Raw genomic sequence first — 22578 nt, forward strand, 5'->3', positions numbered from 1 at the left:
GGTAGTGCTCGCATTCAGCATTGTATCGATGTACAACATTTCGACGCCGTCATCATTCGGAGACCCAGTCCGTCTCCGAAAGGAACGCCATGAACTTCCGTCCCATGGTCATCGGATCCGCAGTGGTCCTCTCGAGTTGCTTGGCCGTCGGCGCCAGCGCGAGCGCGTTCGCCGCTCCCGGTCAGCACACGTCGCCCGCAGCGTCCTCCCGCTCGACGACCGCGACCACGATCACCGATGTGCAGCAGGAGCAGCTCGGTCGCGACGCCAGCCAGTACGTGAAGGTGACCATCGCAGTCAGCGGTGACACCGTCGTCCGGCTCCTCGATCCGACCGGCGAGGTCGTCCGGGTCGAGGACGGCAGCCCCGCTTCGCCCGTCAGCTTCCTGGTGAAGCCGACCGGTGCGGACATCGCGCGGTACACGGTGGACACCGGGGAGGGCTCGACGCCCCGCGCGGTCGACCTCGACTTCCGGGGCATGCCCCTCTCGGCACCCGAGAACCTCATCTCGGAAACGGAGACCGACCGGATCTCCGCCGCGGTCGCCCGCGGCCAGCTGACCCACGAGGTCGAGTTCGAAGCGCTGCCGGGCGCCGAGGTGACGGTCGTCGTCAACGGCCGCTCGACGGTCGCGCGTGCGTCCGAGTACGGGGTCGCCACGGTCGTGGTGGAGTTCCGCAAGGGTGAGAACGAGGTGCGGGCGAAGCAGGTGCTCGGGGCGAAGCAGTCGATCGAGTCCGTCGAGTCCTGGACGTTCGGCGGCGGCGAGCAGCCCGGCGACGGCAACGAGGGCGGCGAGCAGCCCGGCGACGGCGACCAGGGCGGCGAGCGGCCCGGCGACGGCGACCAGGGCGGCGAGCGGCCCGGCGACGGCGACCAGGGCGGTGAGCAGCCCGGCGACGGCAACGAGGGCGGCGAGCGGCCCGGCGACGGCGACGAGGGCGGCGAGCACGTCGATCGCGGGTCGCTGCGCATCGATCAGGAACAGGGCGCCGAACTCACGCCGGAGGACGGCAAGGTCACCATCTCCGGCCGCGCCTCCGGCGGCTGGGTGACCGCGACCGACGACGAGCGCAACGTCCTCGCGACCACCAAGGTGGAGAACGGCCGCTGGTCCGTCGAGGTGCCGGCAGCGCCCGGACGACACTTCGCGATCATCAGCCTCTCCGCCACCGAGAACGGCACCCCCGTCGCCGACGACACGCTCAACTACACCGTCGCCGGCGACCAGGGCGGCGAGCACGTCGACCGCGGGTCGCTGCGCATCGACCAGGAACAGGGCGCCGAACTCACGCCGAAGGACGGCAAGGTCACCATCTCCGGCCGCGCCTCCGGCGGCTGGGTGACCGCGACCGACGACGTGCGCAACGTCCTCGCGACCACCAAGGTGGAGAACGGCCGCTGGTCCGTCGACGTACCGGCAGCGCCCGGACGACACTTCGCGATCATCAGCCTCTCCGCCACCGAGAACGGCACCCCCGTCGCCGACGACACGCTCAACTACACCGTCACCGGCGACGGCAGCGGCAGCGGTGGTGAGCAGCCCGGCGACGGTGGTGCCGTGCTGCCGGTGACGGACCTCACGGTCGACCAGTCAGGGACGGTCCACCTCGACTCGCACGGCTTCGCCACGTACACCGGCACCGCTCCGGGAGACTCGGTGCGCGTCCTCGTCAACGGGAAGCAGGCCGAGGAGTTCCCCGTCACCGACGGGCGCTTCACCGCGGACCTGTACCAGCGACCGGGCGCGTGCCGACTCACCTTCATGGCGAAGTCGCACGGCAACGTGTGGGACGTCGTGAAGACGATCAGCATCACCGTCGAGGGCTGACGCGGAAGCGGCCCGAGGAACCCCGCCGGTCGGTCGACCGGCGGGGTTCCGTCGTTCCGCGACGGAACGCTCCCTTCCGCAGCTGAGTAGCGTCCCTGACGTGACCGGTGGAACGCAGCAGCAGGACGTCCGACGTCGAGCGGGATGGCTCCCGCAGGACCAGAGCGGGCTCGAGGCCTGGCTCCGCGGGCGTCGCGAACGCCGCCAGGAGCGCGACCCCGACCGGGCCCTGCACCCCGCGGTCTCGGCCCTCCGCGACCTCGTCGAGGGCGACCCCGTCCTGCGCATGCACGCACACCAGATGATCGAGCAGGTCCCCGCCGGTCGTGCGTACCAGGACCGGCACCTCGAGTCGTTCGCGGAACTGCTCGAACTCGTCGACGAGGTCATCACGACCGCGCCCGAGTACAGCGACGAGCAGATGGTGATGACCCCGCTCGACGGCGTGCTCGACTGGACGAAGGCCACCCCGGCGGGCTTCGCCTTCTACCGGGACCCGCGCGTGAACGACGCGCTCCGGACGATCCTGCAGGGGTGGTGCGACTTCCTGTCGAGCGACAAGTCCCTCGAGGTGCTCGTCGACGCGCCCTCCGGGTGGTGCAGCGACGCTGCTCGGCGGGCGGTCGGCATGGACCGGTTCGAGCACGACGCCGATGCCGAGCACTGGGGCTTCGGGTCGTGGAACGACTTCTTCACGCGGCGCTTCAAGGACGGTGAGCGGCCGGTGGCGTCTCCCGACGACGACGCCGTGGTGGTCAGCCCGTGCGAGGCCACCCCGTACCGGATCGCGAGCCGCGTCCACCGGCTCGACGAGTTCTGGGCGAAGGCCGAGCCGTACTCGGTCGAGGAGCTGCTCGCCGGCGACGAGACGGCCGACCTGTTCGTCGACGGCACCGTCTGGCAGGCCTTCCTCAGCGCGCTCGAGTACCACCGCTGGCACAGCCCGGTGGCCGGGACCGTCCTGCGTGCCTGGGTCGAGCCGGGCACCTACTACTCCGAGGCCTCCTCGCAGGGCGCCGATGCCGCCGAGCCGCAGCTGTCGCAGGGGTACCTGGCACACGTCGCCACCCGCGCGATCCTGCTCATCGACGCCGACGATCCGACGATCGGGACGATCGCGGTCGTGTTCGTCGGGATGTCCGACGTGTCGTCGTGCGTGATCGGCGAGGGGATCGAGGCCGGTACGCGGGTCGGCAAGGGCGACGAGCTCGGGTACTTCCAGTTCGGTGGATCGTCGGTGTGCGTGCTGTTCGGGCCGGACGTGGTCGAGTCGTTCTCGCTCGGGGCGCTCCCGCAGGCGCCGGAAGAGGAGCCGTCGGTGCTGCCCGTGCGGTCGCACCTAGCGACGGCGCGGCAGCGGTCCGTGGGCTGATCCCGCTGCGCGAGCCCGGCGGCAGCGCAGCGCCCGGGGGACACCGGCTGGACCGGCGTGCACACGGACCTGCGTACAACGGACAGCATGACGCGCGTGGCAGTGGTGACCGGTGGTTCGGCAGGACTCGGGCGGGCGACCGTCCGCGAACTCGCGGCCCGGGGGTGGGACGTCGCCGTCCTCGCCCGTGGACGTGACGGTGTCGACGCCGCGGTCGCCGACGTCGAGGCCGTCGGTCGCCGTGGGCTCGCGCTGATCGCCGACGTGGCCGATCGCCAGGCCGTCGAAGCCGCCGCCGACCGCACCGAGCAGGAGCTCGGGCCGATCGACCTCTGGGTGAACTGCGTGATGGTCGGGGTCTTCGGGCGCTTCACGGACACCGGGCCCGACGACTTCGAGCGCGCCGTCGACGTCAACTTCCTCGGCTTCGTGAACGGCACCCGCGCGGCGCTCGCGCGCATGGTCCCCCGTGACCGCGGGCACGTCATCCAGGTCGGCTCGGCGCTGGGCTTCCGGGGCATCCCCCTGCAGGCCGCCTACTGCAGCGCGAAGCACGCCATCGTCGGGTTCACCGAGTCGGTGGTGTCCGAGCTCACGGAGCAGGGCAGCAGGGTGGCCGTGAGCCGCGTCGACATGCCGGCACTCAACACCGTGCAGTTCAACTGGGTGAAGTCGCTGCTGCCGCACCACCCGCAGCCCGTCGCACCGATCTACCAGCCCGAGGTCGGCGCCCGGGCGATCGCCGTCACCGCCGAACGGCCGCGCCGTCGCACGTGGGTGGGCGAGTCGACCGTCTACACGATCCTGGGCAACCGGATCAGCGGCCGCTTCGCCGACTGGTACGCGGCGAAGACCCTGGTGAGCGGGCAGCAGGCCGAGCAGAAGGACGGGCAGTCGCTGCCGACGAACCTGCACGAGCCGGTCCCCGGCGACCACGGCGCGCACGGCGTCTTCGACGACTCGGCGCACGCCTGGTCGCCGCAGACCTGGTGGGTGGAGCACCGCCGGCTCGGCAACGGCATCATCGGCGCCGCCGTCGGTGTCGCGGGTGCGATCGCCCTGGCCGCGGGGAAGCGCCGGTGAGCCGCCGCACCCGCAGGGACCGTCGGCAGCGAGCTCGGTGGGTCGAGGGGCTCCGCGCCGCCATCGGTGTCGCCCACCTGCTCGCCTCGCGCGGGTCGACGGGCCGGGTCGCCGTGTTCGGTCGCGTGCTCGGTGTGCGTCAGCTCGTGCAGGCCGCGCTGCTCACCCGTGCGGCCGCACCGGAGGCACACGTCCTCGGTGCAGCGGTCGACGCCACGCACGGTGTCACGATGGTGCCCCTCATCGCCCTCGACCGGCAGACGCGCGGGTTCGCCGCTCGCCAGCTCGTGGTCGCGGTGGTGCTCACCGCGCTCGAGATCGGCCTCGTCGGCACGGGACGCGGACGCCCGCGCCGACGCTGACCGGGACGGACTACTCGACCTCGTCGATCGGGTGCTCCTCCTCGACACCCGTCTCGTCCATGCGGTCGCGCAGGTGGTCGGCCATCACGCCGGCACCCTCGTGACCGTGGTCGTGCTCGACCTGCTCGACCAGGCCGTGCAGCTTCTCGTCGTTGGTGGCCTCGGTCGCGCCGTCCATCACGGGGGCGGTCTGGACCTCGTCGTCGTTCGCTCGTGCGTTCATGCTCCGGACGCTACGCTCGCGTCCGGTCCCGTCCCTCAGAGCCGCAGTCGACTGAACGCCCGGGAGACGTCACCGTGCCGGTGCGCGACGACGGACACCGTCTGCTCCCGCAGGAAGTGCAGCATCTCGACGATGCCGGACTCCACCACGGGATCGTCGTGGATGGTCGTGTCGGTGCCGGCGCCCAGGGCCTCCTCGAGGGCCCGGGCGTCACCGCCGAGCAGCCGCACGCGCGACCCCGGGCCGCCGAAGGCGACGTTGCGCCGCGGCTCCGCCCCCTGCGCGAGCACCATGTCGATCGGGTCGAGTTCGGGCTCCGTCCCGTCCGACCAGCCGTCCTGCAGCAGGGTGCCCGCTGCCGCACGGCCGAGGAACGTGGCGTCGTCCTCGACGACCTGGTCGACCACGTCGAGGGGGGACCGGGCCCTCGAGAACAGCGGCAGGAGTTCGGCGGGCAGGGGTCGGGCGGTGCTGAGGAGCACGTGCGCGCGGGCTGCGGTCGCAGCGACGAGCACGCGGACGAGCTCGCCGGCCCCGACGCCGGAGGACTGCCGGACCACGACCGACTGCGGGCGGAAGCGGATGACGTTGCGCTCGACCACCAGGTCCGCCGTGTCGCGCGACCGGCCGTACAGCGACGCCCGGGCCGCGGCGTCGCTCTCGGCCCCGGCGCGGACGCGGTCGAACTCCTCGAAGGACAGTCCGGCCCGCGCGGCCTCGATCACCGCGGTGACCCGGTTGCCGAGTCCCTGCAGCTGGATGTTCCGGTGCGGCTGTCGTCGGGTCGGGTCCCAGCGGTCCGCACCGATCACGGCCAGCGGGCCGCCGCGGTGCACGGTCGGTCCCACCGCGGTCCCCCGCCACCCGCCGACGGGCTGGCGTCCGGGCCGGGCTCCGGTCGTCGGCCGGCCGACGACGAGCACGCCGGCGCGGGTTCGGTCGGACCAGGTCGCGACCTCGTCGGGGTCCAGTGTGTGGAGTGCCGCGACGGAGCCACCGTCGACGGAGTGCTGCAGTGCGATCGCCTCGTCGAGGGTCTCCACGCGCACGACGTCGAGCACGGGTGCCGGCACCGCGGAGCGCGACAGGTCGGCGGTGGCACGGACCCCGTCGCGCACGCCGGGCGACCAGAGCCGGCCGGTGTCGTCGAGCGCGACCGGTTCGACGAGCCAGGACTCCCCCGGACGCAGTTCGGTGAGTGCGGTCCGGACGGCGCCGGTCGGCTCGGCGACGAGCGGGCCGACCTGGGCGGTCGGGTCCGTCGGCCACGCGGTGCGCAGGCCCCGGACGGCGTCGGCGAGCTGCTCGCGGAAGCGCGGGCTCTCTCCCACGGAGCCGACGAGCACGAGCAGCGACACCGCCGACGCCGCCTGTCCGGCTCGGGCGAAGGCGGAGGTCACGACGTCCCGCACCGCCTGGTCGAGGTCGGCCGAGGGGGTGACGACCGCGGTGACGACCCCGGTGGTCTCCGCCACGAGGGGCAGGTCCGCGCGCCACCAGCGGTAGGAGCGGGCGGTGTCGGGGGTACCGGTGAGCACGACGCGGTCGACGGCGGGGTGCGCCACGAGGTCGCGGGAGAGGTCGCTGCCGTCGAGGTCGACGAGCTGGAGCAGGGAGTGCGGCACCCCGGCGTCCCAGAGCACGTCGGCGAAGACGGCCCCGGTGCGTCGGGCGGCGGTGGCGGGCTGGAGCACGACCCCGCTGCCCGCGGCGAGCGCGGTGAGCACGCCGTCGGCGGCGTCGAGGAGCGGTGCGTTCCACGACGCCACGACGACCGTCAGGCGCGGCGGCACCGGGACGGCGCCGGTGATGTCGTCCAGGTGCCGCGTCCGGTCGGCGGCGTGCGTGGCGGCGTCGACGGCCCGGCTGACCTCGCCGTCGGCCTCGCTCAGGGTGAGGCCGACCTCGGCGATCATCGTCTCGACGAGTGCGCCTCGGTGGGTCTCGAGCGCGTGGCCGATCAGGTCGAACAGCTCGGCGCGGTCCTCCGGGTCCTGCCGGCCCCAGTTGACGCCGGCCTGTGCGGTGCGGGCGACGAGTCGTTCGAGGTGTCCGCGGTCGGTGATGCGGGCGGCGCGGATGGTCCGGACGCCCCGCTGCGACTCCGGCACCCGCCCGAGCAGCTCGGCCGCCCAGGCGCGGTTGCCCGACGTCGAGGGGTCGGTGTCCGGGGTGTTCTCGGCAGCCGAACGCAGCACCGGGTCACCCGGCGGCCGGCGGCGGTCCTGCGTGCGACGGGTGGCCGGCGCGGGACGGACGAGGGCGGCCACGGCGTCGACGTGCTCGGCTGCGGCACGCTCGACGGCGGCGTCGTCCTCCGAGCCGGGAGCGCCCGCCGCGGCCGCAGCGGTCGTCGCCGCACGAGCCGGCCCCACAGCTCCGGCAGCGGCCACCACGGACCTGGGGTCGGCGACCTCGCGCAGGCGGCGGGCGAGGTACGGGACGGCGGCGTCGAACTCGTCGGGTCGCACGAGCGGGACACCGAGGACCACGGTGCCGAACGCCCTGCGCAGCACCTCGGCGTACCGGGTCGTCCCGAGGAACACCTCGGGTCCGACGGCGTCGAGCACGCCGCGGCGCTCGGCGAGCACGTGCGCGGTCGCGAGGGCGAACGGGTCGTGGGTGGCGACGCCGACGTGCACGGCGTCCGTCCGTTCGGGATCGATCGCCGTGTCGAGCAGGCGCAGGAACGCGGTGTCCGTCGTGCGGGTGTCCGCGGTCACGGCGAGCGGCCGGCTCCCGAGCACGGCGTCGACCCGATCGGTGGCGAGGAGCGAGCCCTTGGTGAACCGGACGCGTACAGGCGCCCCGCCGGCTGCCCGTCGCTCCCGCGCCGCCGCCGTCACCCGGTCGAGCAGGTCGAGCGACTCGGGCAGCTCGGCGGGCAGGGTGACCCCGAGGGTGAGCGTGGCGGTGGCGTCCCGACCGAGCAGCGCCAGCAGCACCGCGACGGTGCGCTCGACGTCCTGTGCCCGCCCCGTCTGCAGGGTGATCAGGGGCGGGGTCGGTCGGCTCGCCGCGGTGTGCAGGAGCGGTGTGAGGTGCTCGACCGCGTCGGCGACGGCGGCGTCGAGGTCCCACGGGGACACCGGCGGCAGCACGGCGTCGAGGTCGACGGTCACGGCGGCGACGTCCTGGCGCAGGAGCTCGTCGATCGCCGCGAGCCGTCGGTCACGTCCGGCCGGTCCGAGCACGGCGGGGCCGAGCAGGTCGACGTCGACGCAGGTGTCCGGACCACCGACCTTCGCCAACGCTGCCGGGGTCCGCGCCGGTGTGGCATCGACGACGAGGTGTCCCGCGAGCCGCCGCAGCACCTTCCGCGCCGAGGGGACGACCGCCCACGGTGCCATGGTCGCGAAGCCACCGCCGACCGTCACCGCGCCGCGGAGGTACCAGGCGAGGTCGTCCGGCACCGCTCGGCTCGCACGCTCGAGGTTCCGGGCGACGACCTTCGGGTCCTCCGGCCGGACCACGACGTCGACGAACGTGCGGGCGAACTCCGCGCCGCGATCGTCGGCCAACAGCTCCGCCAGACGCGCGGCGGCGGGCTCCGGCTTCACGGCGCGGGCCGCCTCGATCCACCCCTGTGCCAGCGTGACCACGTCGTCGGTGCAGTCTCGGAGGTGCGGGGTCGGCATGGAGTGATCGTATGCCGGGCGTCCGACGTGACCTCTGAGCGCGCCGAGTGCCGTCCCGGAGTCAGCCGAACGGATGATCCTCGTGCCCGTGGCACCACCGCTGGTTACGCTGGCCGACATGGCGGAGCAGGGCGGCGAGGGGCACGACTGGGCGACCTGGGACGCCTTCCACGACGTCTGGCGTCGGCTCGACCGGGCGCTCGACCAGGCCGTCCAGCAGGGGGCCGGCATCTCGATCCCGGAGTTCGAGATCCTGATCGGCCTGCAGCGCGCTCCCGACCACCGGTTGCGGGTCCGCGACGTCGCGGCAGGCATCGGGTGGGAGAAGTCGCGCGTGAGCCACCAGGTCACCCGGATGGTCGGGCGCGGGCTCGTCGAGCGTGCGGACTGCCCAACGGACGGGCGGGGCAGCTGGGTGACGATGACGACCGAGGGTCGACGCGCGGTGCTCGCCGGCATCCGCGCGCACACCGCGGCACTCGAGGAGCTGTTCTGGAGGCCCGTTGCGACCGATGCGGACACCCTGCGGTCCGTCTCGCACCGCGTCCTCGAGGCGCTCGGCCCGGTCGAACCACAGGACTGAGGCCCGTCGGTACGGAGCGTCCCGACGGGCCTCGTGCGCGACCGGATCAGCCGGCGGTCGTGCCCTGCAGCGCGATCGCCTTCCAGACGTCGAACTGCCGGTCGTTGCCGATGGTCGGGCTGCCCCAGAGGTTGACGGCCTGGGTGACCTCTTCGCCGGCACTCAGGCCCTTGAAGTAGCCGGGGCCGATGATCGCGATGCCGCGGTTGGTGGACTGGATGAGCTTCATGGTGTCGTTCCTTCGTCAGGGCGTGTCTGCGTACAGGGGGACAGGAAGGGCCGGTCAGGCCTTGGTGCCACCGATGGCGGTGGCCTTCCAGAGGTCGAACTGCCGGTCGTTCCCGTCGACCGGGTCGCCGAACAGAGCGATCGCGCACTGCTCGAACTCGGCCGTCGGCAGGCTGCGGAAGTACCCCGCGCCGAGGACGGCTGCGCCGCGTCCGGGTGACCGGATGATCGTGAAGTCGTCGTCGAGCTGCTGCGGAGGCGCGGAGTCCCCGGGGAGCGGAGCGTTCACGATGAGCGGCGCCGGATCGATGAAGGTGCCGTTCAGCGTGATACCGAGGTGCAAGTGCGCCCCGGTCGAGTTCCCGGTACTCCCGACCCGCCCGATCTTCTGACCGGACGAGACCTTGGCGCCCTTGCTGACCTGGAACGCACTCTGGTGGCCGTACCAGCTGACGTACCCGTCACCGTGCTGGATCTTCGTCAGCCAGCCGTAGCCCGTCGTCGTCGACTGGTCGATCACCGTCCCCGCGGCGATCGCGTAGATCTGTGTTCCGGTACCGGCGGCGAAGTCGATCCCCTGGTGGTTCGTGCTGCCGACCCCGCCCGGCGACTCGCGCGGCCCGAACCCCGACGAGACCACGTGTCGCTCGCGGAACGGGTACCGCCAGGCCACCGCCGCGAAGGCCGGGGCACCGGAGAACCCGATCCCGCCCAGCGCTGCAGCCCCTGCTGCTGCACCGGCGAGTGTGAGGAGCTGGCGCCTGGTCGGCGAGCCCTCGTTCGATGTGGTGTCCACATCTCCCCTCTCCGGAGGACGACCCCTTCGTCCCCCGTGGACGACCGTACGAGCACCGGGCTCGCGGTTGTAGTCGGCAACTCAACCGACCGTTCCGTCCCCCCTTCGCGGGGTGCGACGCGACCTCGCCCGGGTCGGCTCAGCGGACGGCTGCGAGCACCTCCGCGACCGCTGCGGCCGTCACGTCGGCTCGCTCGTGGTCGTCCGCCGTGAGGGTCACGACGGCGTCGGCGACCGGGTCCAGGAGCACGAGCTGCCCGTACGCCCCGTGCAGCCGCCAGGTGCGGCCCGGGCCGCCCCACCCTGCGAGGGCGTAGTGGTCGTACGACGGGGACGACCCCGCCACGACCCAGTCGGTGTGCATCGCGTCGACGACCGCCGCGGGGACGAGCTGCCGACCGTCCGCCGCGCCGCGGTCGCGCAGCAACCGGCCGATGCATGCGACCTCGGCGGTGCGGAGCCACAGCCCGCCGCCGGCGACGACGTGGCCGAGTGGGCAGCGGTCCCACCGGACGTCCTCGATGCCGAGCGGACCGAGGAGACGCTCCTGCACGAAGGAGCCGACGTCACCGATCCGGGCGCCGAGGGCTCGTGCGGCCGTGTAGGTGCTCGCGTTGGCGTACTGGAACGACCGTCCGGCGGTCGGGCGCCCGAGGAACTCCCGCGCCAGGTCCGGCCAGTCGCTCGTCTCGGTCGGCGACCACGGCATGTCGATGCCGCTCGTCATCGTCAGCAGGTGTCGGAGCGTGACGTCCTGTACTCCCGGTCCGAGCACGACGTCGGGCAGCAGCGCGCCGACGGGCTCGTCGAGCGAGAGCACCCCGTCGTCCGCGGCGATCCCGGCCGCCAGGACGACCACGCCCTTCGCGATCGAGTGCACGTCGCGGCGGACGTCGGCCGACCAGTGGTGGTGGGCGGTGTCGTCGCCGACCAGGACGTGCAGGCCGTGGGCGCGGAAGCCCGTCCGCTCGACCTGACGGACGACGTCGTCGAGCACGGGCACGGCGCGGTTCACCCGGCCATCATCCCGCGTGCTCGGCGAGGTCGGTGCTCGCCAGGGACCCGCGTTCCCCGCGCAGCCGGACCTGGACCTCGGCGATGTCGTCGCGCGGCACGTCCGTCGACGCCGACAGCCCGCGGGCCTCGGCCCCGGCGGCCGACCACGACGCGACGGTCTGCACGGAGCCGTCCTTCCGGACCACCACGAGGTCGTACATGACCGAGCCGTCCGCCGACCACTGCTTACCGCCGTAGGAGCAGCCCCAGTCGAAGCGCGTGCCCCACTGCTCGCGACGCACGGCCAGGTCGACGTCGAGGCCCTGCGAGCCAGTCATCGTGTAGCGGGCACCTGCTCCCGAGGTCGTCGGTGCGGACGTCGTCGGCGCGCCACCGGCCTGCACCGTGCCACCGCGGTCACCGGCAGTGCCCACGGCGAGCCCGCCGAGCACGGCGGCGACGACCGCCAGCCCCGCGGTGGCGGCGATCCAGACCCGACGACGACGCCGACGGTGCCGGACGCGGTGCGCGACGGCGGCGAGGGAGCCCTCGGAACGCGTGTCGGGCCTCCCGTCCGGTTCCGCGATCTCGACCGCCTGGTCGGCCGGCAGCTTCGCGAGCAGGCCGGGCAGGCCCACGAGCTCGGCGACGGCCGCCGTGCAGCGGTCGCACGTCTCCAGGTGCCGCTCGTACTCGAGCCGTTCGTCGGGCGGCAGCGAGCCGAGGACGTACGCGGCGTCCCACTCGGCGTAGCGGTCGTGCGCGGTCGGGTCCACGCTCATCGGGTCACTCCTCGTTCCTGCAGTGCGAGCCGGAGGGCCCGCAGCCCGTAGTGCAACCGCGACTTCGCGGTGCCCTCGGGGATGTCGTGTCGTCGTGCGATCTCCGGCACGGTGTGGCCGAGCCAGTAGGCGTCGACCACCACGCGGCGGTGGTCCGGGCTGAGCGAGGCGAGCGCGTCCGCGACGACGATGCGGTCGAGCACCGCGTCCGTCCGGTCGGCCTCGGCACGGTCGACCGGGTGCTCGGAGCCCTGCTCACGCCGGTTGCGTGCGGAGCGGGCGTCGTCGACGACCAGGTTCCGGGCGACCGTGAACAGCCAGGCGCGGGCACTGTCGGGTGCTCGTTCGAGCACGGCCGGTCGCTGCCAGGCGCGCACCATCGTCTCCTGCACGACGTCCTCGACGATCGAGCCGTCCCGCGTCAGGTGCCGGACGTACCGGGTGAGCGCGTCGCCGTGCTCGCGGTACAGCGTCGCCAGCAGCTCGTCGGCGGAACGGCTCGTCACGGTCACTTCGCCAGGTCGAGGGAGAACTCGACGGAGCCCTTCCCGTCCACGGTGACGAAGCCGAGCGACGGGGCCTCGACCCCGTAGTCGGCGAAGGTGATCGGGACCGAGCCGACGACCTGGACGCCGCCGTCCTTCGTCACCGCGACCTGCGCGTCGGCCGTGACGGGCTTCTCGACGCCGTGCAGGTCCATCGTGCCGGTGAGCGTGACGTCCTGCGTGCTGCCGTCGAGCGCGCCGGAGACGTCGACGGGCTCGGTGAGCGCGAACGTCGCCGTCGGGTAGCGGTCGGTCTGCAGGGCCTTCGTGCGGAAGTACTCGTCGCGGGCGGACTCGGGCGTGGTGATCTTCGCGACCTGCACCGTGACCGTCGCCTTCGTGAGGGAACCGCCCTCGACCGTCGCGGTGCCCTGCACGTCCTTCGTCCGTCCGACCACGTTCACATCATTGCCCTGCAGGACCTCGTGCACGCGGTACCCGGCGTACGAACTGCTCGTGCTCGTCCAGGTGCCGTCGGCCTGCGCGGTGTCGAGCGTCCCGCCGGAGCCGGACGGCGCGGCGCTCAGCGAGGGGGCTGCTGCGGCCTGGCCGTTGACCGTGTTCGCGTAGATGACCGGGCCGGCGATGACGGCGGCGGCGCCGATGACGACGACACCGGTGGCGATGCCGATGATGACCTTCGTGCGTGTGCGGAGTCCCATGCCCAGACGACGAGACAGGGGGCCGGATCGTTCACCCGGGTACGGCGGAAGGCGCCGTCCCCGTGGTCGGGGGCGGCGCCTTCGCGTCGTGGGGTGCGGTGATGTCCCGCGGGGGTGTTCCTCGATCTGCGCTTACTTGATCTGGGCGGTGATGGTCGCGGTGCCGACCAGCAGGCCACCCTTGACGGCGTCGGTCTTGAAGGTCTGGTTCAGCAGGCCCGCAGCGTCGTCGGAGACGTGGACGGTGGTGCCGGTCAGGATCGCGTTGTCACCCTCGAGCTGGAGCGGCTTGAGCGTGCCACCGTGCAGCGAGAACAGGTACGCGTTCGACGCGGCGACCTGACCGTTGACCAGGACGTCACCGTAGAGCTTGGACGAGCCCGGGTTCACGACGAAGTTCTCCAGCGTCACCGTGGTGTCACCGGCCTTGAGCGTCAGACCCGAGTCGTCGTGGTTCAGCAGACCCTGCACGTACGGGCGGTAGTTGCCGTCCGGGCTCCAGTACGTCACCGAACCGGCCGTGATCGGGAACGACACCGACCCGTCCTCGAGCTTGGCGTTGCCGGACACACCCGGGGTCAGCCCCAGCGAGGTCAGCGCGTCGGTGAAGCCCTTGTCGAGCGCGACGGCGGTGTTGCCACCCTTGACCTCGGGCACCGACGCGACCGGGGCCGGGATCTTCGACTCGGACGACGAGGACACCGTCTGCACGTTCGGGGTCGCAGCGTTCGCGGTGCTGATGCCGAACGCGGCACCACCCAGCACGAGAGCGCCGGTGGTGGCGAGGGTGATCGAGGTCTTCATGGACTTGCGCATGATGGGTTCCTTCCGTTGTCGCGCTCGGCGCGATTCCCTGAGTGCGCGCCGAACACACCCCGCACAGGGGTGGAGAACCAGCTACCTGCGGCTGGTGAGCGCTCCGGGTGTTTCCCGGCTTGTGACAGTGTTTCGACGCCCTCGGCCGAAGGGTTTGGACGAGTTCGGGTTCGTTACCTCTCCGTTACAAACTCGGGGGACGTGGTGCCCCTCCCGACACTCGAGCAGTGCGATCGGATCCCGATCGCGGGGGACGCTCCTGGCCGGACGGCGGCGGAGGCGCTCCCGCGTAGCGTCGGCCCCATGAGCGACCAGCAGCACGAGACCACCCCGACCGACGGCTCCACGGACGCCCCCGAGAGCGAGTTCCAGCGCACCGAGGACCTGCCCGACGGCTCGTCCACCGGCAACGCGACCGAGGACCCGCAGCAGGACAGCGACGTCGACTCCGGCGGCGAGCCCGAGTCGCCCGACAACGAGCAGGTCTGACCGCCGCGGCCCGGGCACCCGCTCGGGCCGCTCCGACCAGCACCTGACAAGCTCGGAGCATGCAGCACCACTCCCCCGTCGTCATCGCCGGCTGCGGCGACCTCGGCACCGAGGCCGGCCTGCGCTTCGCGGCGCTCGGCCACCCGGTCACCGGACTCCGCCGTCGCGCCGAGCGCATCCCCGCGCCAATCATCGGCCGGAGCGTCGACCTCCGACACGAGGTGCCGTCGATCGACGCGGACACGGGCATGGTCGTGGTGGCCTTCGCCGCCGGGTCCCGCGACGTGGACGAGTACCGCGCGACCTACGTCGACGGCCTGCGGAACGTGCTCGACGGCATCGCGGCGTCCGGTGCCTCGCCGCGCGTGATCGTCGTGTCCTCGACCGCGGTCTACGACGTCGATGACGGCAGCGAGGTCACGGAGGAGACCCCGGCACGGGCGAGCACCCCGACCGCGGGCGTCCTGCTCGAGGCCGAGGCACTGCTGCGCGACCGAGCACCCGAGGCCGTGCTCGTCAGGCTGTCCGGCATCTACGGGCCCGGGCGCGAGCGACTGATCGACCAGGTGCGGTCCGGGCAGGCCAGGCTGTCGTCCCGCACCTCGCCGCACACGAACCGCATCCACCGGGACGATGCCGCCGCAGCGCTCGTCCACCTCGCGACCGTGGACGACCCTGCGCCGACGTACCTCGGGACCGACGACGAACCGGTCCGGCTCGACGACGTCCTGACGTTCCTGGCGGACGAGCTCGGTGTCCAGCAGCCGCCGGTCGCGGAGCCCGAGGGACGGCAGGCCGGCGGCGACAAGCGACTCGCGAACGCCCTGCTCCGCTCGACCGGTTGGGAGCCGCGGTACCCGACGTTCCGCGAGGGCTACCGCGCCGTACTGGCCGGCGAGGGCACCCGGCACCCGTAGGTCATCGGACGATCGACGCAGCTCCTACTGACGCGGGTGCCCGAGGGGTGCGCTCATCTGCACCCGTCGCCCGTACCGATCGAGACCGTGCTGCGCCTCGGCCTCGATCAGCGACCGGTGGAAGGGCGTGGCGGGCTCCTCCTCGAGGAAGCCGACCGTTGCGTAGAAGGGCGCGTTCCACGGCACGTCCGCGTAGGTGCGGAGGGAGATCCGGTCGTACCCACGCTCGCGGGCTCGGTTCTTCGCGGCCTCCACGAGCGCCCGACCGAGTCCCCGCCGCGAGGACACCGGGCGGACCGAGAGCTGCTCCAGGTGACAGGTGCCGTCGACCTCGAGCACGTGCACGAAGCCGGCGATCTCACCCTCGACCTCGGCGACGAGCAGGAAGCCGGACTCCGCGAGCCGCGCGCTGCCGTGTGCAGCCGGAGCCCAGACGTCAGCGTGGAGGTGATCGATCAACAGCTGGTCCGCGTCGTTCTCGATCCGCTCGACGGCATCCGCATCGCATGATCGAGCGGAGCGGATGATCGTCGTCATGCGGCCAGCGTAGGAGGCGTACGACCGCACGGCGAACGGCCGGGAGGCACGTGGCGGCTCCGCCACGCCCCTCCCGGCCGTCGTCGGTCGCGTCAGCGACGCTCAGTGCTCGTCGTAGTGGTCCTCGTGACGGGCGTGACGGTGGCCGTCGTGCACGAAGTCGACGTGGTCGCCGTGCTCGACGGTCTCGTGCTCGCCGCCGTCCTGCTCGTGGTCGTGGTCGGCGACGTCGTGCTCGGCGACGCGGTGCTCCTCCGCCTCGGCGGCGGGGGTGGTGTTCGGGTCCGACATGGTTCCTCCTTCGTGAGATCGGTTCTCACATGGAGCCTACGACGCGGCTGCGCCCCTGTCCGGCTCAGTGCCAGCGGTGGTCCTGGATCGTCATCCGCGGGCCGAACGCCGGCTTCCGGAAGCCCGAGCCCCCGATCAGCCGGACGACCCGCTCGCGGTGCCCACGCCAGGGTTCGAGCAGCTCGAGCATCCCGTCGTCGTCCACCGGACCGCCGGTCAGCGCCCACCCGACGAGCGCCGGCACGTGGTAGTCCCCGACGCTCGGCGAGTCCGGGTCCCCGTGCGCCCGCTGCGCCGTCTCAGCCGCGGTCCACTGCCCGATGCCCGGGACCGACTGCAGCCGCTGCGACACGACCGCACCGCCGCGACCGAGTGCCAGCGTCCGCTCGAGCGCCGGCGCGACCTTGACCGCCCGCATCACCGTCGCCGAACGCCCGGGCTCGATGCCGGCCTTGTGCCACTCCCAGCTCGGGATCTGCGCCCACTGCTCGGGGGCCGGCGGGACGAACATCTCCGCGGGCGCCGGACCGGGTGCCGGTTCGCCGAAGCGCCGGAGCAGGTACCGCCAGGCGCGCCAGGCCTGCCGAGAGGTCACCTTCTGCTCCATGATCGCCGGCACGAGCATCGCGACGACGGTGTTCGTCCGGAGCAGCCGTAACCCCGGCTGCCGGTGTCTGGCCTCGGCCAGGAAGGCATGGGCGCTGACGTCGAGCTCGGACCAGTCGTCGTCGCGTCCGAGCAGGTCCGGCGCGTGGGTCACCGCCCACGCGGCACCGTCACCCCACGCCGAGACCGCGATCGCGTCGGTGCCGGCACGGCGGACCAGCACCGAGGCAGCCCCGGCCGGCGTGCGCAGCGCGAGCCACGTGTCGGACCCGACCACCTGGAAGGCCGGGTCGCCGGAGCCGCGCTGCAGGGGCCGGAGGGTCGCGCGGACGTCCACCGCGCCTCCAGGCCGGTACACGGTGTCGACGCGGACGGCCGCAGCGGTGGCGCGGCCCGTCCCGACACCCCGGCCGGACGCACCCGGACGCCGACCGGACGGGCCGGACGTGACGGAGGACGGCAGGGACACACGGGGATGGTAATGCCACACCACCGTCAGACATTATGGGGAGGTCCCCGCAACCCGACGACGTTGGAGTCTCCGTGCGCATCGGCATCCTCACCTCCGGAGGCGACTGCCCCGGCCTCAACGCGGTCATCCGCGCCATCGTGCTCAAGGGCATCGCGATCCACGGCCACGAGTTCGTCGGGTTCCGTGACGGCTGGCGGGGCGTCGTCGACGGGGACATCGTGCCCCTCGGCCGGAAGGACATCCAGGGCATCGCCAAGCAGGGCGGGACCATCCTCGGCACGAGCCGCACGAACCCCTTCGAGGGACCGAACGGCGGCGTCGAGAACATCACGAAGACCCTCGAACGGCACGGCATCGACGCCATCGTCGCGATCGGCGGCGAGGGCACCCTGGCCGCCGCGAAGCGCCTGACCGACGCGGGCCTCAAGATCGTCGGCGTGCCGAAGACCGTCGACAACGACCTGGGTGCGACCGACTACACGTTCGGTTTCGACACCGCCGTCGCCATCGCCACCGAGGCCATGGACCGCCTCCGCACCACCGGCGAGTCGCACTCGCGCTGCATGGTCGCCGAGGTCATGGGCCGACACGTGGGCTGGATCGCGCTGCACTCCGGCATGGCCGCGGGCGCGCACGCGATCCTCATCCCCGAGCAGAAGACGAGCATGGAGCAGATCGCGGCGTGGGTGCGGGCGGCCTACGACCGCGGGCGGGCGCCGCTCGTGGTCGTCGCCGAGGGCTTCGTGCCGGACCACGAGGACAACGCGCACACCGAGCGCGGTCTCGACGCGTTCGGGCGTCCGCGTCTGGGCGGGATCGGCGAGCGCCTCGCGCCGATGATCGAGGAGATGACGGGCATCGAGACCCGTGCCACCACGCTGGGGCACATCCAGCGCGGTGGGACCCCGACCGCCTACGACCGGGTGCTGTCGACGCGGCTGGGGCTCGCGGCGATCGACTCCGTGGTCGAGGGACGCTGGGGACGGATGGTCGCGCTCCAGGGCACGGAGATCGTGCACGTCTCGTTCGAGGACGCCCTCGGCGAGCTGAAGACGGTGCCGCAGGCGCGCTACGACGAGGCCGCCATCATGTTCGGCTGAGCAGGTTCCGGCACGCCCGGCCGGGAGGCACGGGGTAGCGTCCGACGCATGACGCGCGCAGTCCTCGTCTCCCGCTCCACCCCACCCGCGATCACGCAGGTCGACCTCCCCGACCCCACCGAGCGCGAGGCCACGGTCGACGTCACGTACTCCAGCGTGAACTACAAGGACGGGCTCGCCCTGGCGGGCAACCCCGGCGTCGCCCGGATCGACCCGCTCGTCCCGGGGATCGACGTCGTCGGCACGGTGTCGGCGCTCGGCCCCGGGGTCCACGACGTCGCGATCGGCGACCGGGTCGTGTGCAACGGCGCGGGCCTCGGGGAGACGCGGCACGGTGGGTGGGCCGAGCACGCGGTCGTCCCGAGCGGGTCCCTCGTCGTGCTGCCGGACACGATCGAGGACTCCTTCGCGGCGGCGATCGGCACCGCGGGCTTCACCGCGATGCTCTCCGTCCTCGCCCTGGAGCGGACGGTCTCCCCCGAGGACGGACCGGTGCTCGTCACCGGGGCCTCCGGCGGCGTCGGCACGGTGGCGATCGCCCTGCTCGCCGCGCGCGGGTACCGGGTGACCGCCTCGACCGGTCGCCGGGCGAACGAGGCGTCGCTCCGGGCCCTCGGCGCGTCGGACGTGGTCGACCGTGCGGCGATCGCCGAGCTCGGCAGGCCGCTGCAGCGCGCGACCTGGGCCGGCGCCGTGGACAGCGTCGGCGGCGCGACCCTCGCGAACGTGCTCGCGGCGACGCAGTGGGGCGGCGCGGTCACGGCGTGCGGGCTCGCGCAGGACTCGGCACTGCCGACCTCGGTGATGCCGTTCATCCTCCGCGCGGTGTCCCTGCTCGGCATCAACTCGGTCGAGGCCCCGCTGCCGCTGCGCCAGCAGGCGTGGGAGCGGCTCGCGACCGACCTCGACCCGGCACTGCTCGCCGACGTCACCCGCACGGTCGACCTCGAGCACGCGATCGCGGTCGGCGCCGAGGTGGTGGCGGGCCGGGTGCACGGCCGGACGGTGGTCGACCTGCGACGCTGACCTGTTTCCCTTTCAGGTGATTTCCCGAACGCTTGCCAACTGACACGCTAGGTTTGGCACACGGAACACCCGAACCTGTGAGGAGCAGCCATGCCGGTACCCAAGTCGTCGGTGGAGTCGTCCCCCCGGAAGCTCCTGCGCGACGTCGTGCTCGAGAAGATGCTCGCCGCGATCCAGGACGGCACGCTGCAGGCCGGGGAGCGCCTCAACGACGACGAGCTCGTCGCGTGGCTCGGGGTCAGCCGGACGCCCATCCGCGAGGCCATCGCGAAGCTCGTCGACTACGGGCTCGTCGAGATGGAGGCCAACCGCTACACGCGCGTCGCCTCGCCGACCCGTGAGCAGTACGACGACGCGTTCCAGCTGCTCTTCGGGTTCGCCGAACTCGCCGCCCGCTGGGCCGTGCCGAAGCTCGACGACGCCGCGGTCAAGCAGCTCGGCAAGCTCCTCGACCAGGCCCGCAAGCACGCCGACGCCGAGGACCGTGCCCTGAACGACGACGTCGATGCGCTCATCGCGTTCCTCGTCGCACACTCGGGCAACGAGCTGCTCGTCAAGACCGCCGAGGGCATCGTCAACCGCGCGAAGTTCGTGCGCATCGGGCAGCCGGAGTTCGTGTTCTGGGACGTCAAGCACGGGCTCGACTCGTTCCGTGCAGCGGTCAAGGCCCGCGACGGCGAGGCTGCCGGTGCCGTGATCCGCGGCATGTCCCGGGCGATGGCCGAGCACATGGCGGAGATCCGGGCGTCGCACGCGAACGCCGACGCCGACGCGACCGCCTGACACGAGCGGGCCGCGGCATCCGGACGGGTGGCCCGACCGGGCAGACTGGCCGGGTGACCGACGTCCTGCTCAGAAGCGAAGCCCTCCGCGTCACCCGCTCCGGGCGGGACCTGCTGCACGACGTGTCGCTGACCGTCCGCAGCGGCGAGCACTGGGCGCTGCTGGGTCCGAACGGCGCGGGCAAGTCGACACTGCTCGCCGTCCTCGGCGCGACCGGGCACCCGACGGCGGGCACCGTCGAGCTGCTCGGCCGCCGACTCGGCCGCGTCGACGTCCGGGAGCTCCGCGAGCACATCGGGCACGTCGACCCGCGACACCGCATGCTGTCGCCGCTGACGGTGCTCGAGACCGTGCTCACCGGGCTGACCGGCACGACCGACCTCATGATGCGGTGGGAACCGAGCGCGGACCAGGTCGACACCGCGCGCCGGCACGTCGCCGACGTCGGACTGGAGGCGCGGGTCGACTCCCGCTGGCCGGTGCTGTCCCAGGGTGAGCGGGGCCGGGCCCTCATCGCGCGGGCGCTCATGAGCGAGCCGCGTCTGCTGCTCCTCGACGAGCCGGCCACCGGCCTCGACGTCGCCGCGCGCGAACACCTGCTCGAGACGGTCGACGCGCTCCGGCAGCGGCACCCGGACCTCGGCAGCGTGATGGTCACCCACCACCTCGAGGACCTGCCCGCGTCGACCTCGCACGCGATGCTGCTGCGTGACGGTGCCGTCGTGGCCCAGGGCACTGCCGACCAGGTCATCACGTCCGAGGCGGTGTCGCACGCCTTCGCCTTCCCGCTCACCATCGAGCGGACCGCGGGACGCTGGCACGCGCGCCGCGCGCAGTAGCCGAGCCGCGCCTCCCGTCCGGAACCACCCGTCGACGGGGAACCGCGCGCCGACTCGTCCGGAAGGCGGGGCGCGGAACCGGCCGTCGGGACGGTCCGCAATGTGATGTTCCAGCTGTTCACTGTTCACGTCGACGGAGAGACCGCCGACGGACCGAACGGAGCACATCGTGAACAGCATCGAGAAGACCCTCCTCGCCACCACGGCCGGGCTCGCCCTCGTGGGTGGGGTCGTCCTCGCCCCACTCACGGCGCACGGCGAACCGGACCGCGCAGGTGCGGATCGACCGACCTCCTCGCAGCAGCAGCGCCCGGTGCAGCAGCGCCCGGTGCAGCAGCGCCAGCAGCAGCCAGCCGGTGACGGGTTCACCTGCACGACGGGCACGAAGCCGACACCGGTGTACGGCAAGGACGGACGCCTCACGCCGGAGAGCGCTCGGCAGCTCCTCGCGGCCGGGTGCAGTGCGAACGACGGGTCGGAGCTGGAGGAGGTGGCGAACCCCGACCGTCACGCGGGGAAGAGCACTCCTGGACCGGGCACCTCGAAGCCGAAGGCACCGGTGGGGAAGCCGGGCGTCACCCAGCCCCCGACCAAGCTCCCGCGCGTCGCGGGCTGATCCGGCACGGGGCCGCGGTGCCACAGCGCCGCGGCCCCGCCCTGTCCCCGCCACTGATCCTCGGACCGCCGGAAGGACCGACCCATGACCCTCGACCGCCGCGCGGCGCTCCGTTGCCTCGGACTCACGGTGGGCGCCGCGCTCGTAGCACGAGCGTCGGCCTGCAGCACCACCTCCACGAGCCCGCGTCCGTCACGTCCGTCGTCGCCCGCGCAGGGACGCCCGACGCCGAGCGGACGCTCCACGCCGAGCCCCACGCCGGAGGCGACGACCACACCGACGGTGCCGTCCACCGAGGGCCTCCCGGTCGCCGTGCACGACGCCGTCATCGGCGCACTCCTACCCGGGCCCGACGCTGTCCCGTCGCACGCCGGCCTCCTCGAGCACGACCTCGTGCTGTACGCGGACCGCGGCGGAGCACCGGTCGCCGTGCTCCCCGGCCGCAACTTCCTGCGCGCGCCGACCGTCGTCGCTGCGGCGACCACGACGGGCGAGTGGACACTCGTGCTGACGCCTGCCCGGAAGACGCTGCCCTCGGTGGCGGGTCCGTCGCGTGCGCCCGCGCAGACGGCGGCGTGGGCACGGACCAGCGACCTGCCCACGATGCAACCGACCGCGGCCTCGGTCACCGTCCGTGTCGCGGAGCAGTCGATGACGATCACGACCACGCAGGGACAGCGCCGACACGAGGTCGGCGTCGGACAGGACTCCACACCGACACCGACGGGCGTGAGCGGCTACCTCCAGGCCCGCTACGTGGACCCCGCACAGGCGCTGGCACCCGGAGCGATCCAGCTCACGTCGTTGCACGCGACCGCAGCCGACGAGCCGTACACCGGTACCGACGGCGGACTCATCGCGATCCATGCGAACCCGAACCCGCGGGGCCGAGCATCGCACGGGTGCATCCGGGTCCGAACGGATGCCGTCGCAGAACTCGACGCACTGCCGCTGGGGACGCCGATCGTCGTCCTGCCCTGACGA

The 22578-nt window shown here is 72.8% G+C and carries 25 protein-coding genes; 13 read left to right on the plus strand and 12 right to left on the minus strand.

Translation table 11 applies throughout. The annotated features are described in order from the left end of the window. Positions 1 to 89: 89 nt before the first annotated feature. The 4 genes from ABIC52_RS11145 to ABIC52_RS11160 all read left to right on the plus strand — a co-directional run bounded on the left by ABIC52_RS11145 (position 90) and on the right by ABIC52_RS11160 (position 4649). The gene (locus ABIC52_RS11145) at positions 90 to 1832 is read left to right on the plus strand and encodes a hypothetical protein (protein WP_354027345.1); all 1743 of its coding nucleotides are present in this window, start codon (positions 90 to 92) and stop codon (positions 1830 to 1832) included. A gap of 100 nt (positions 1833 to 1932) precedes the next feature. Continuing rightward, the gene (locus ABIC52_RS11150) at positions 1933 to 3204 is read left to right on the plus strand and encodes a phosphatidylserine decarboxylase family protein (RefSeq protein WP_354027346.1); all 1272 of its coding nucleotides are present in this window, start codon (positions 1933 to 1935) and stop codon (positions 3202 to 3204) included. An 87-nt stretch (positions 3205 to 3291) separates the two neighbouring features. Then, entirely contained in the window at positions 3292 to 4287 is a 996-nt protein-coding gene (locus ABIC52_RS11155) for an SDR family oxidoreductase (RefSeq protein WP_126891769.1), read from the plus strand. Further along, positions 4284 to 4649 carry a hypothetical protein gene (locus ABIC52_RS11160; protein WP_209675964.1) on the plus strand — a complete coding sequence of 122 codons (366 nt, stop codon included), beginning with the start codon at positions 4284 to 4286 and terminating at the stop codon, positions 4647 to 4649. The genes ABIC52_RS11155 and ABIC52_RS11160 overlap by 4 nt, the downstream gene beginning before the upstream one ends. Positions 4650 to 4659: 10 nt before the next feature. Here ABIC52_RS11160 and ABIC52_RS11165 read toward each other — a convergent pair whose 3' ends face one another. Then, positions 4660 to 4872: a hypothetical protein gene (locus tag ABIC52_RS11165; RefSeq protein ID WP_126891771.1), complete on the minus strand. Its 213-nt coding sequence runs from the start codon at positions 4870 to 4872 to the stop codon at positions 4660 to 4662. Between the two features lie 35 nt (positions 4873 to 4907). Beyond that, positions 4908 to 8510, minus strand: a complete 3603-nt coding sequence (locus tag ABIC52_RS11170; protein WP_354027347.1) for a proline dehydrogenase family protein — start codon at positions 8508 to 8510, stop codon at positions 4908 to 4910. A 118-nt stretch (positions 8511 to 8628) separates the two neighbouring features. Here ABIC52_RS11170 and ABIC52_RS11175 point away from each other — a divergent pair, with 118 nt between their 5' ends. After that, the gene (locus tag ABIC52_RS11175; RefSeq protein WP_209675961.1) at positions 8629 to 9093 is read left to right on the plus strand and encodes a MarR family winged helix-turn-helix transcriptional regulator; all 465 of its coding nucleotides are present in this window, start codon (positions 8629 to 8631) and stop codon (positions 9091 to 9093) included. A gap of 46 nt (positions 9094 to 9139) precedes the next feature. Here ABIC52_RS11175 and ABIC52_RS11180 read toward each other — a convergent pair whose 3' ends face one another. The 7 genes from ABIC52_RS11180 to ABIC52_RS11210 all read right to left on the minus strand — a co-directional run bounded on the left by ABIC52_RS11180 (position 9140) and on the right by ABIC52_RS11210 (position 13918). Continuing rightward, entirely contained in the window at positions 9140 to 9322 is a 183-nt protein-coding gene (locus tag ABIC52_RS11180) for a hypothetical protein (protein ID WP_126891421.1), read from the minus strand. 54 nt (positions 9323 to 9376) lie between these two features. Further along, positions 9377 to 10117 (minus strand): M23 family metallopeptidase, encoded by a 741-nt coding sequence (locus ABIC52_RS11185; RefSeq protein WP_126891422.1) that lies wholly within the window; start codon positions 10115 to 10117, stop codon positions 9377 to 9379. Positions 10118 to 10256: 139 nt separating this feature from the next. After that, positions 10257 to 11132 carry a serine hydrolase domain-containing protein gene (locus ABIC52_RS11190; protein WP_354027348.1) on the minus strand — a complete coding sequence of 292 codons (876 nt, stop codon included), beginning with the start codon at positions 11130 to 11132 and terminating at the stop codon, positions 10257 to 10259. Between the two features lie 7 nt (positions 11133 to 11139). Continuing rightward, the gene (locus tag ABIC52_RS11195) at positions 11140 to 11895 is read right to left on the minus strand and encodes an anti-sigma factor (RefSeq protein ID WP_354027349.1); all 756 of its coding nucleotides are present in this window, start codon (positions 11893 to 11895) and stop codon (positions 11140 to 11142) included. Then, positions 11892 to 12407 (minus strand): sigma-70 family RNA polymerase sigma factor, encoded by a 516-nt coding sequence (locus ABIC52_RS11200; RefSeq protein ID WP_209675957.1) that lies wholly within the window; start codon positions 12405 to 12407, stop codon positions 11892 to 11894. Before ABIC52_RS11200 ends, ABIC52_RS11195 begins: the two co-directional genes overlap by 4 nt. After that, positions 12404 to 13102: a YceI family protein gene (locus tag ABIC52_RS11205; RefSeq protein ID WP_126891426.1), complete on the minus strand. Its 699-nt coding sequence runs from the start codon at positions 13100 to 13102 to the stop codon at positions 12404 to 12406. The genes ABIC52_RS11200 and ABIC52_RS11205 overlap by 4 nt, the downstream gene beginning before the upstream one ends. Positions 13103 to 13234: 132 nt before the next feature. Next, positions 13235 to 13918 (minus strand): ABC transporter substrate-binding protein, encoded by a 684-nt coding sequence (locus ABIC52_RS11210; protein ID WP_126891427.1) that lies wholly within the window; start codon positions 13916 to 13918, stop codon positions 13235 to 13237. Between the two features lie 303 nt (positions 13919 to 14221). Here ABIC52_RS11210 and ABIC52_RS11215 point away from each other — a divergent pair, with 303 nt between their 5' ends. Then, positions 14222 to 14407, plus strand: a complete 186-nt coding sequence (locus ABIC52_RS11215; protein ID WP_126892119.1) for a hypothetical protein — start codon at positions 14222 to 14224, stop codon at positions 14405 to 14407. Between the two features lie 59 nt (positions 14408 to 14466). Continuing rightward, on the plus strand, positions 14467 to 15324 hold the full coding sequence (locus tag ABIC52_RS11220; protein WP_354027350.1) for an NAD-dependent epimerase/dehydratase family protein: 858 nt from the start codon (positions 14467 to 14469) through the stop codon (positions 15322 to 15324). Positions 15325 to 15348: 24 nt separating this feature from the next. Here ABIC52_RS11220 and ABIC52_RS11225 read toward each other — a convergent pair whose 3' ends face one another. The 3 genes from ABIC52_RS11225 to ABIC52_RS11235 form a co-directional block, all read right to left on the minus strand. Further along, positions 15349 to 15861 carry a GNAT family N-acetyltransferase gene (locus ABIC52_RS11225; RefSeq protein ID WP_126892121.1) on the minus strand — a complete coding sequence of 171 codons (513 nt, stop codon included), beginning with the start codon at positions 15859 to 15861 and terminating at the stop codon, positions 15349 to 15351. A gap of 102 nt (positions 15862 to 15963) precedes the next feature. Continuing rightward, positions 15964 to 16152 (minus strand): hypothetical protein, encoded by a 189-nt coding sequence (locus ABIC52_RS11230; protein ID WP_058750533.1) that lies wholly within the window; start codon positions 16150 to 16152, stop codon positions 15964 to 15966. Between the two features lie 64 nt (positions 16153 to 16216). Beyond that, the gene (locus ABIC52_RS11235; protein WP_354027384.1) at positions 16217 to 17116 is read right to left on the minus strand and encodes a DNA-3-methyladenine glycosylase family protein; all 900 of its coding nucleotides are present in this window, start codon (positions 17114 to 17116) and stop codon (positions 16217 to 16219) included. A 185-nt stretch (positions 17117 to 17301) separates the two neighbouring features. Here ABIC52_RS11235 and ABIC52_RS11240 point away from each other — a divergent pair, with 185 nt between their 5' ends. The 6 genes from ABIC52_RS11240 to ABIC52_RS11265 all read left to right on the plus strand — a co-directional run bounded on the left by ABIC52_RS11240 (position 17302) and on the right by ABIC52_RS11265 (position 22575). Continuing rightward, positions 17302 to 18330, plus strand: a complete 1029-nt coding sequence (locus tag ABIC52_RS11240) for a 6-phosphofructokinase (protein ID WP_126892122.1) — start codon at positions 17302 to 17304, stop codon at positions 18328 to 18330. Positions 18331 to 18378: 48 nt separating this feature from the next. Beyond that, positions 18379 to 19356, plus strand: a complete 978-nt coding sequence (locus tag ABIC52_RS11245; protein WP_209675948.1) for an MDR family oxidoreductase — start codon at positions 18379 to 18381, stop codon at positions 19354 to 19356. Between the two features lie 90 nt (positions 19357 to 19446). After that, positions 19447 to 20139 carry a GntR family transcriptional regulator gene (locus ABIC52_RS11250; protein ID WP_209675946.1) on the plus strand — a complete coding sequence of 231 codons (693 nt, stop codon included), beginning with the start codon at positions 19447 to 19449 and terminating at the stop codon, positions 20137 to 20139. 53 nt (positions 20140 to 20192) lie between these two features. After that, positions 20193 to 20978 (plus strand): ABC transporter ATP-binding protein, encoded by a 786-nt coding sequence (locus ABIC52_RS11255; protein WP_209675944.1) that lies wholly within the window; start codon positions 20193 to 20195, stop codon positions 20976 to 20978. Positions 20979 to 21147: 169 nt separating this feature from the next. Further along, positions 21148 to 21594 (plus strand): hypothetical protein, encoded by a 447-nt coding sequence (locus tag ABIC52_RS11260; protein ID WP_126892126.1) that lies wholly within the window; start codon positions 21148 to 21150, stop codon positions 21592 to 21594. An 84-nt stretch (positions 21595 to 21678) separates the two neighbouring features. Further along, positions 21679 to 22575 carry a L,D-transpeptidase gene (locus tag ABIC52_RS11265; RefSeq protein WP_148113367.1) on the plus strand — a complete coding sequence of 299 codons (897 nt, stop codon included), beginning with the start codon at positions 21679 to 21681 and terminating at the stop codon, positions 22573 to 22575. The last annotated feature ends 3 nt before the right edge of the window (positions 22576 to 22578 follow it).

The organism is Curtobacterium oceanosedimentum (genome assembly GCF_040545555.1).
Lineage (GTDB): Bacteria > Actinomycetota > Actinomycetes > Actinomycetales > Microbacteriaceae > Curtobacterium.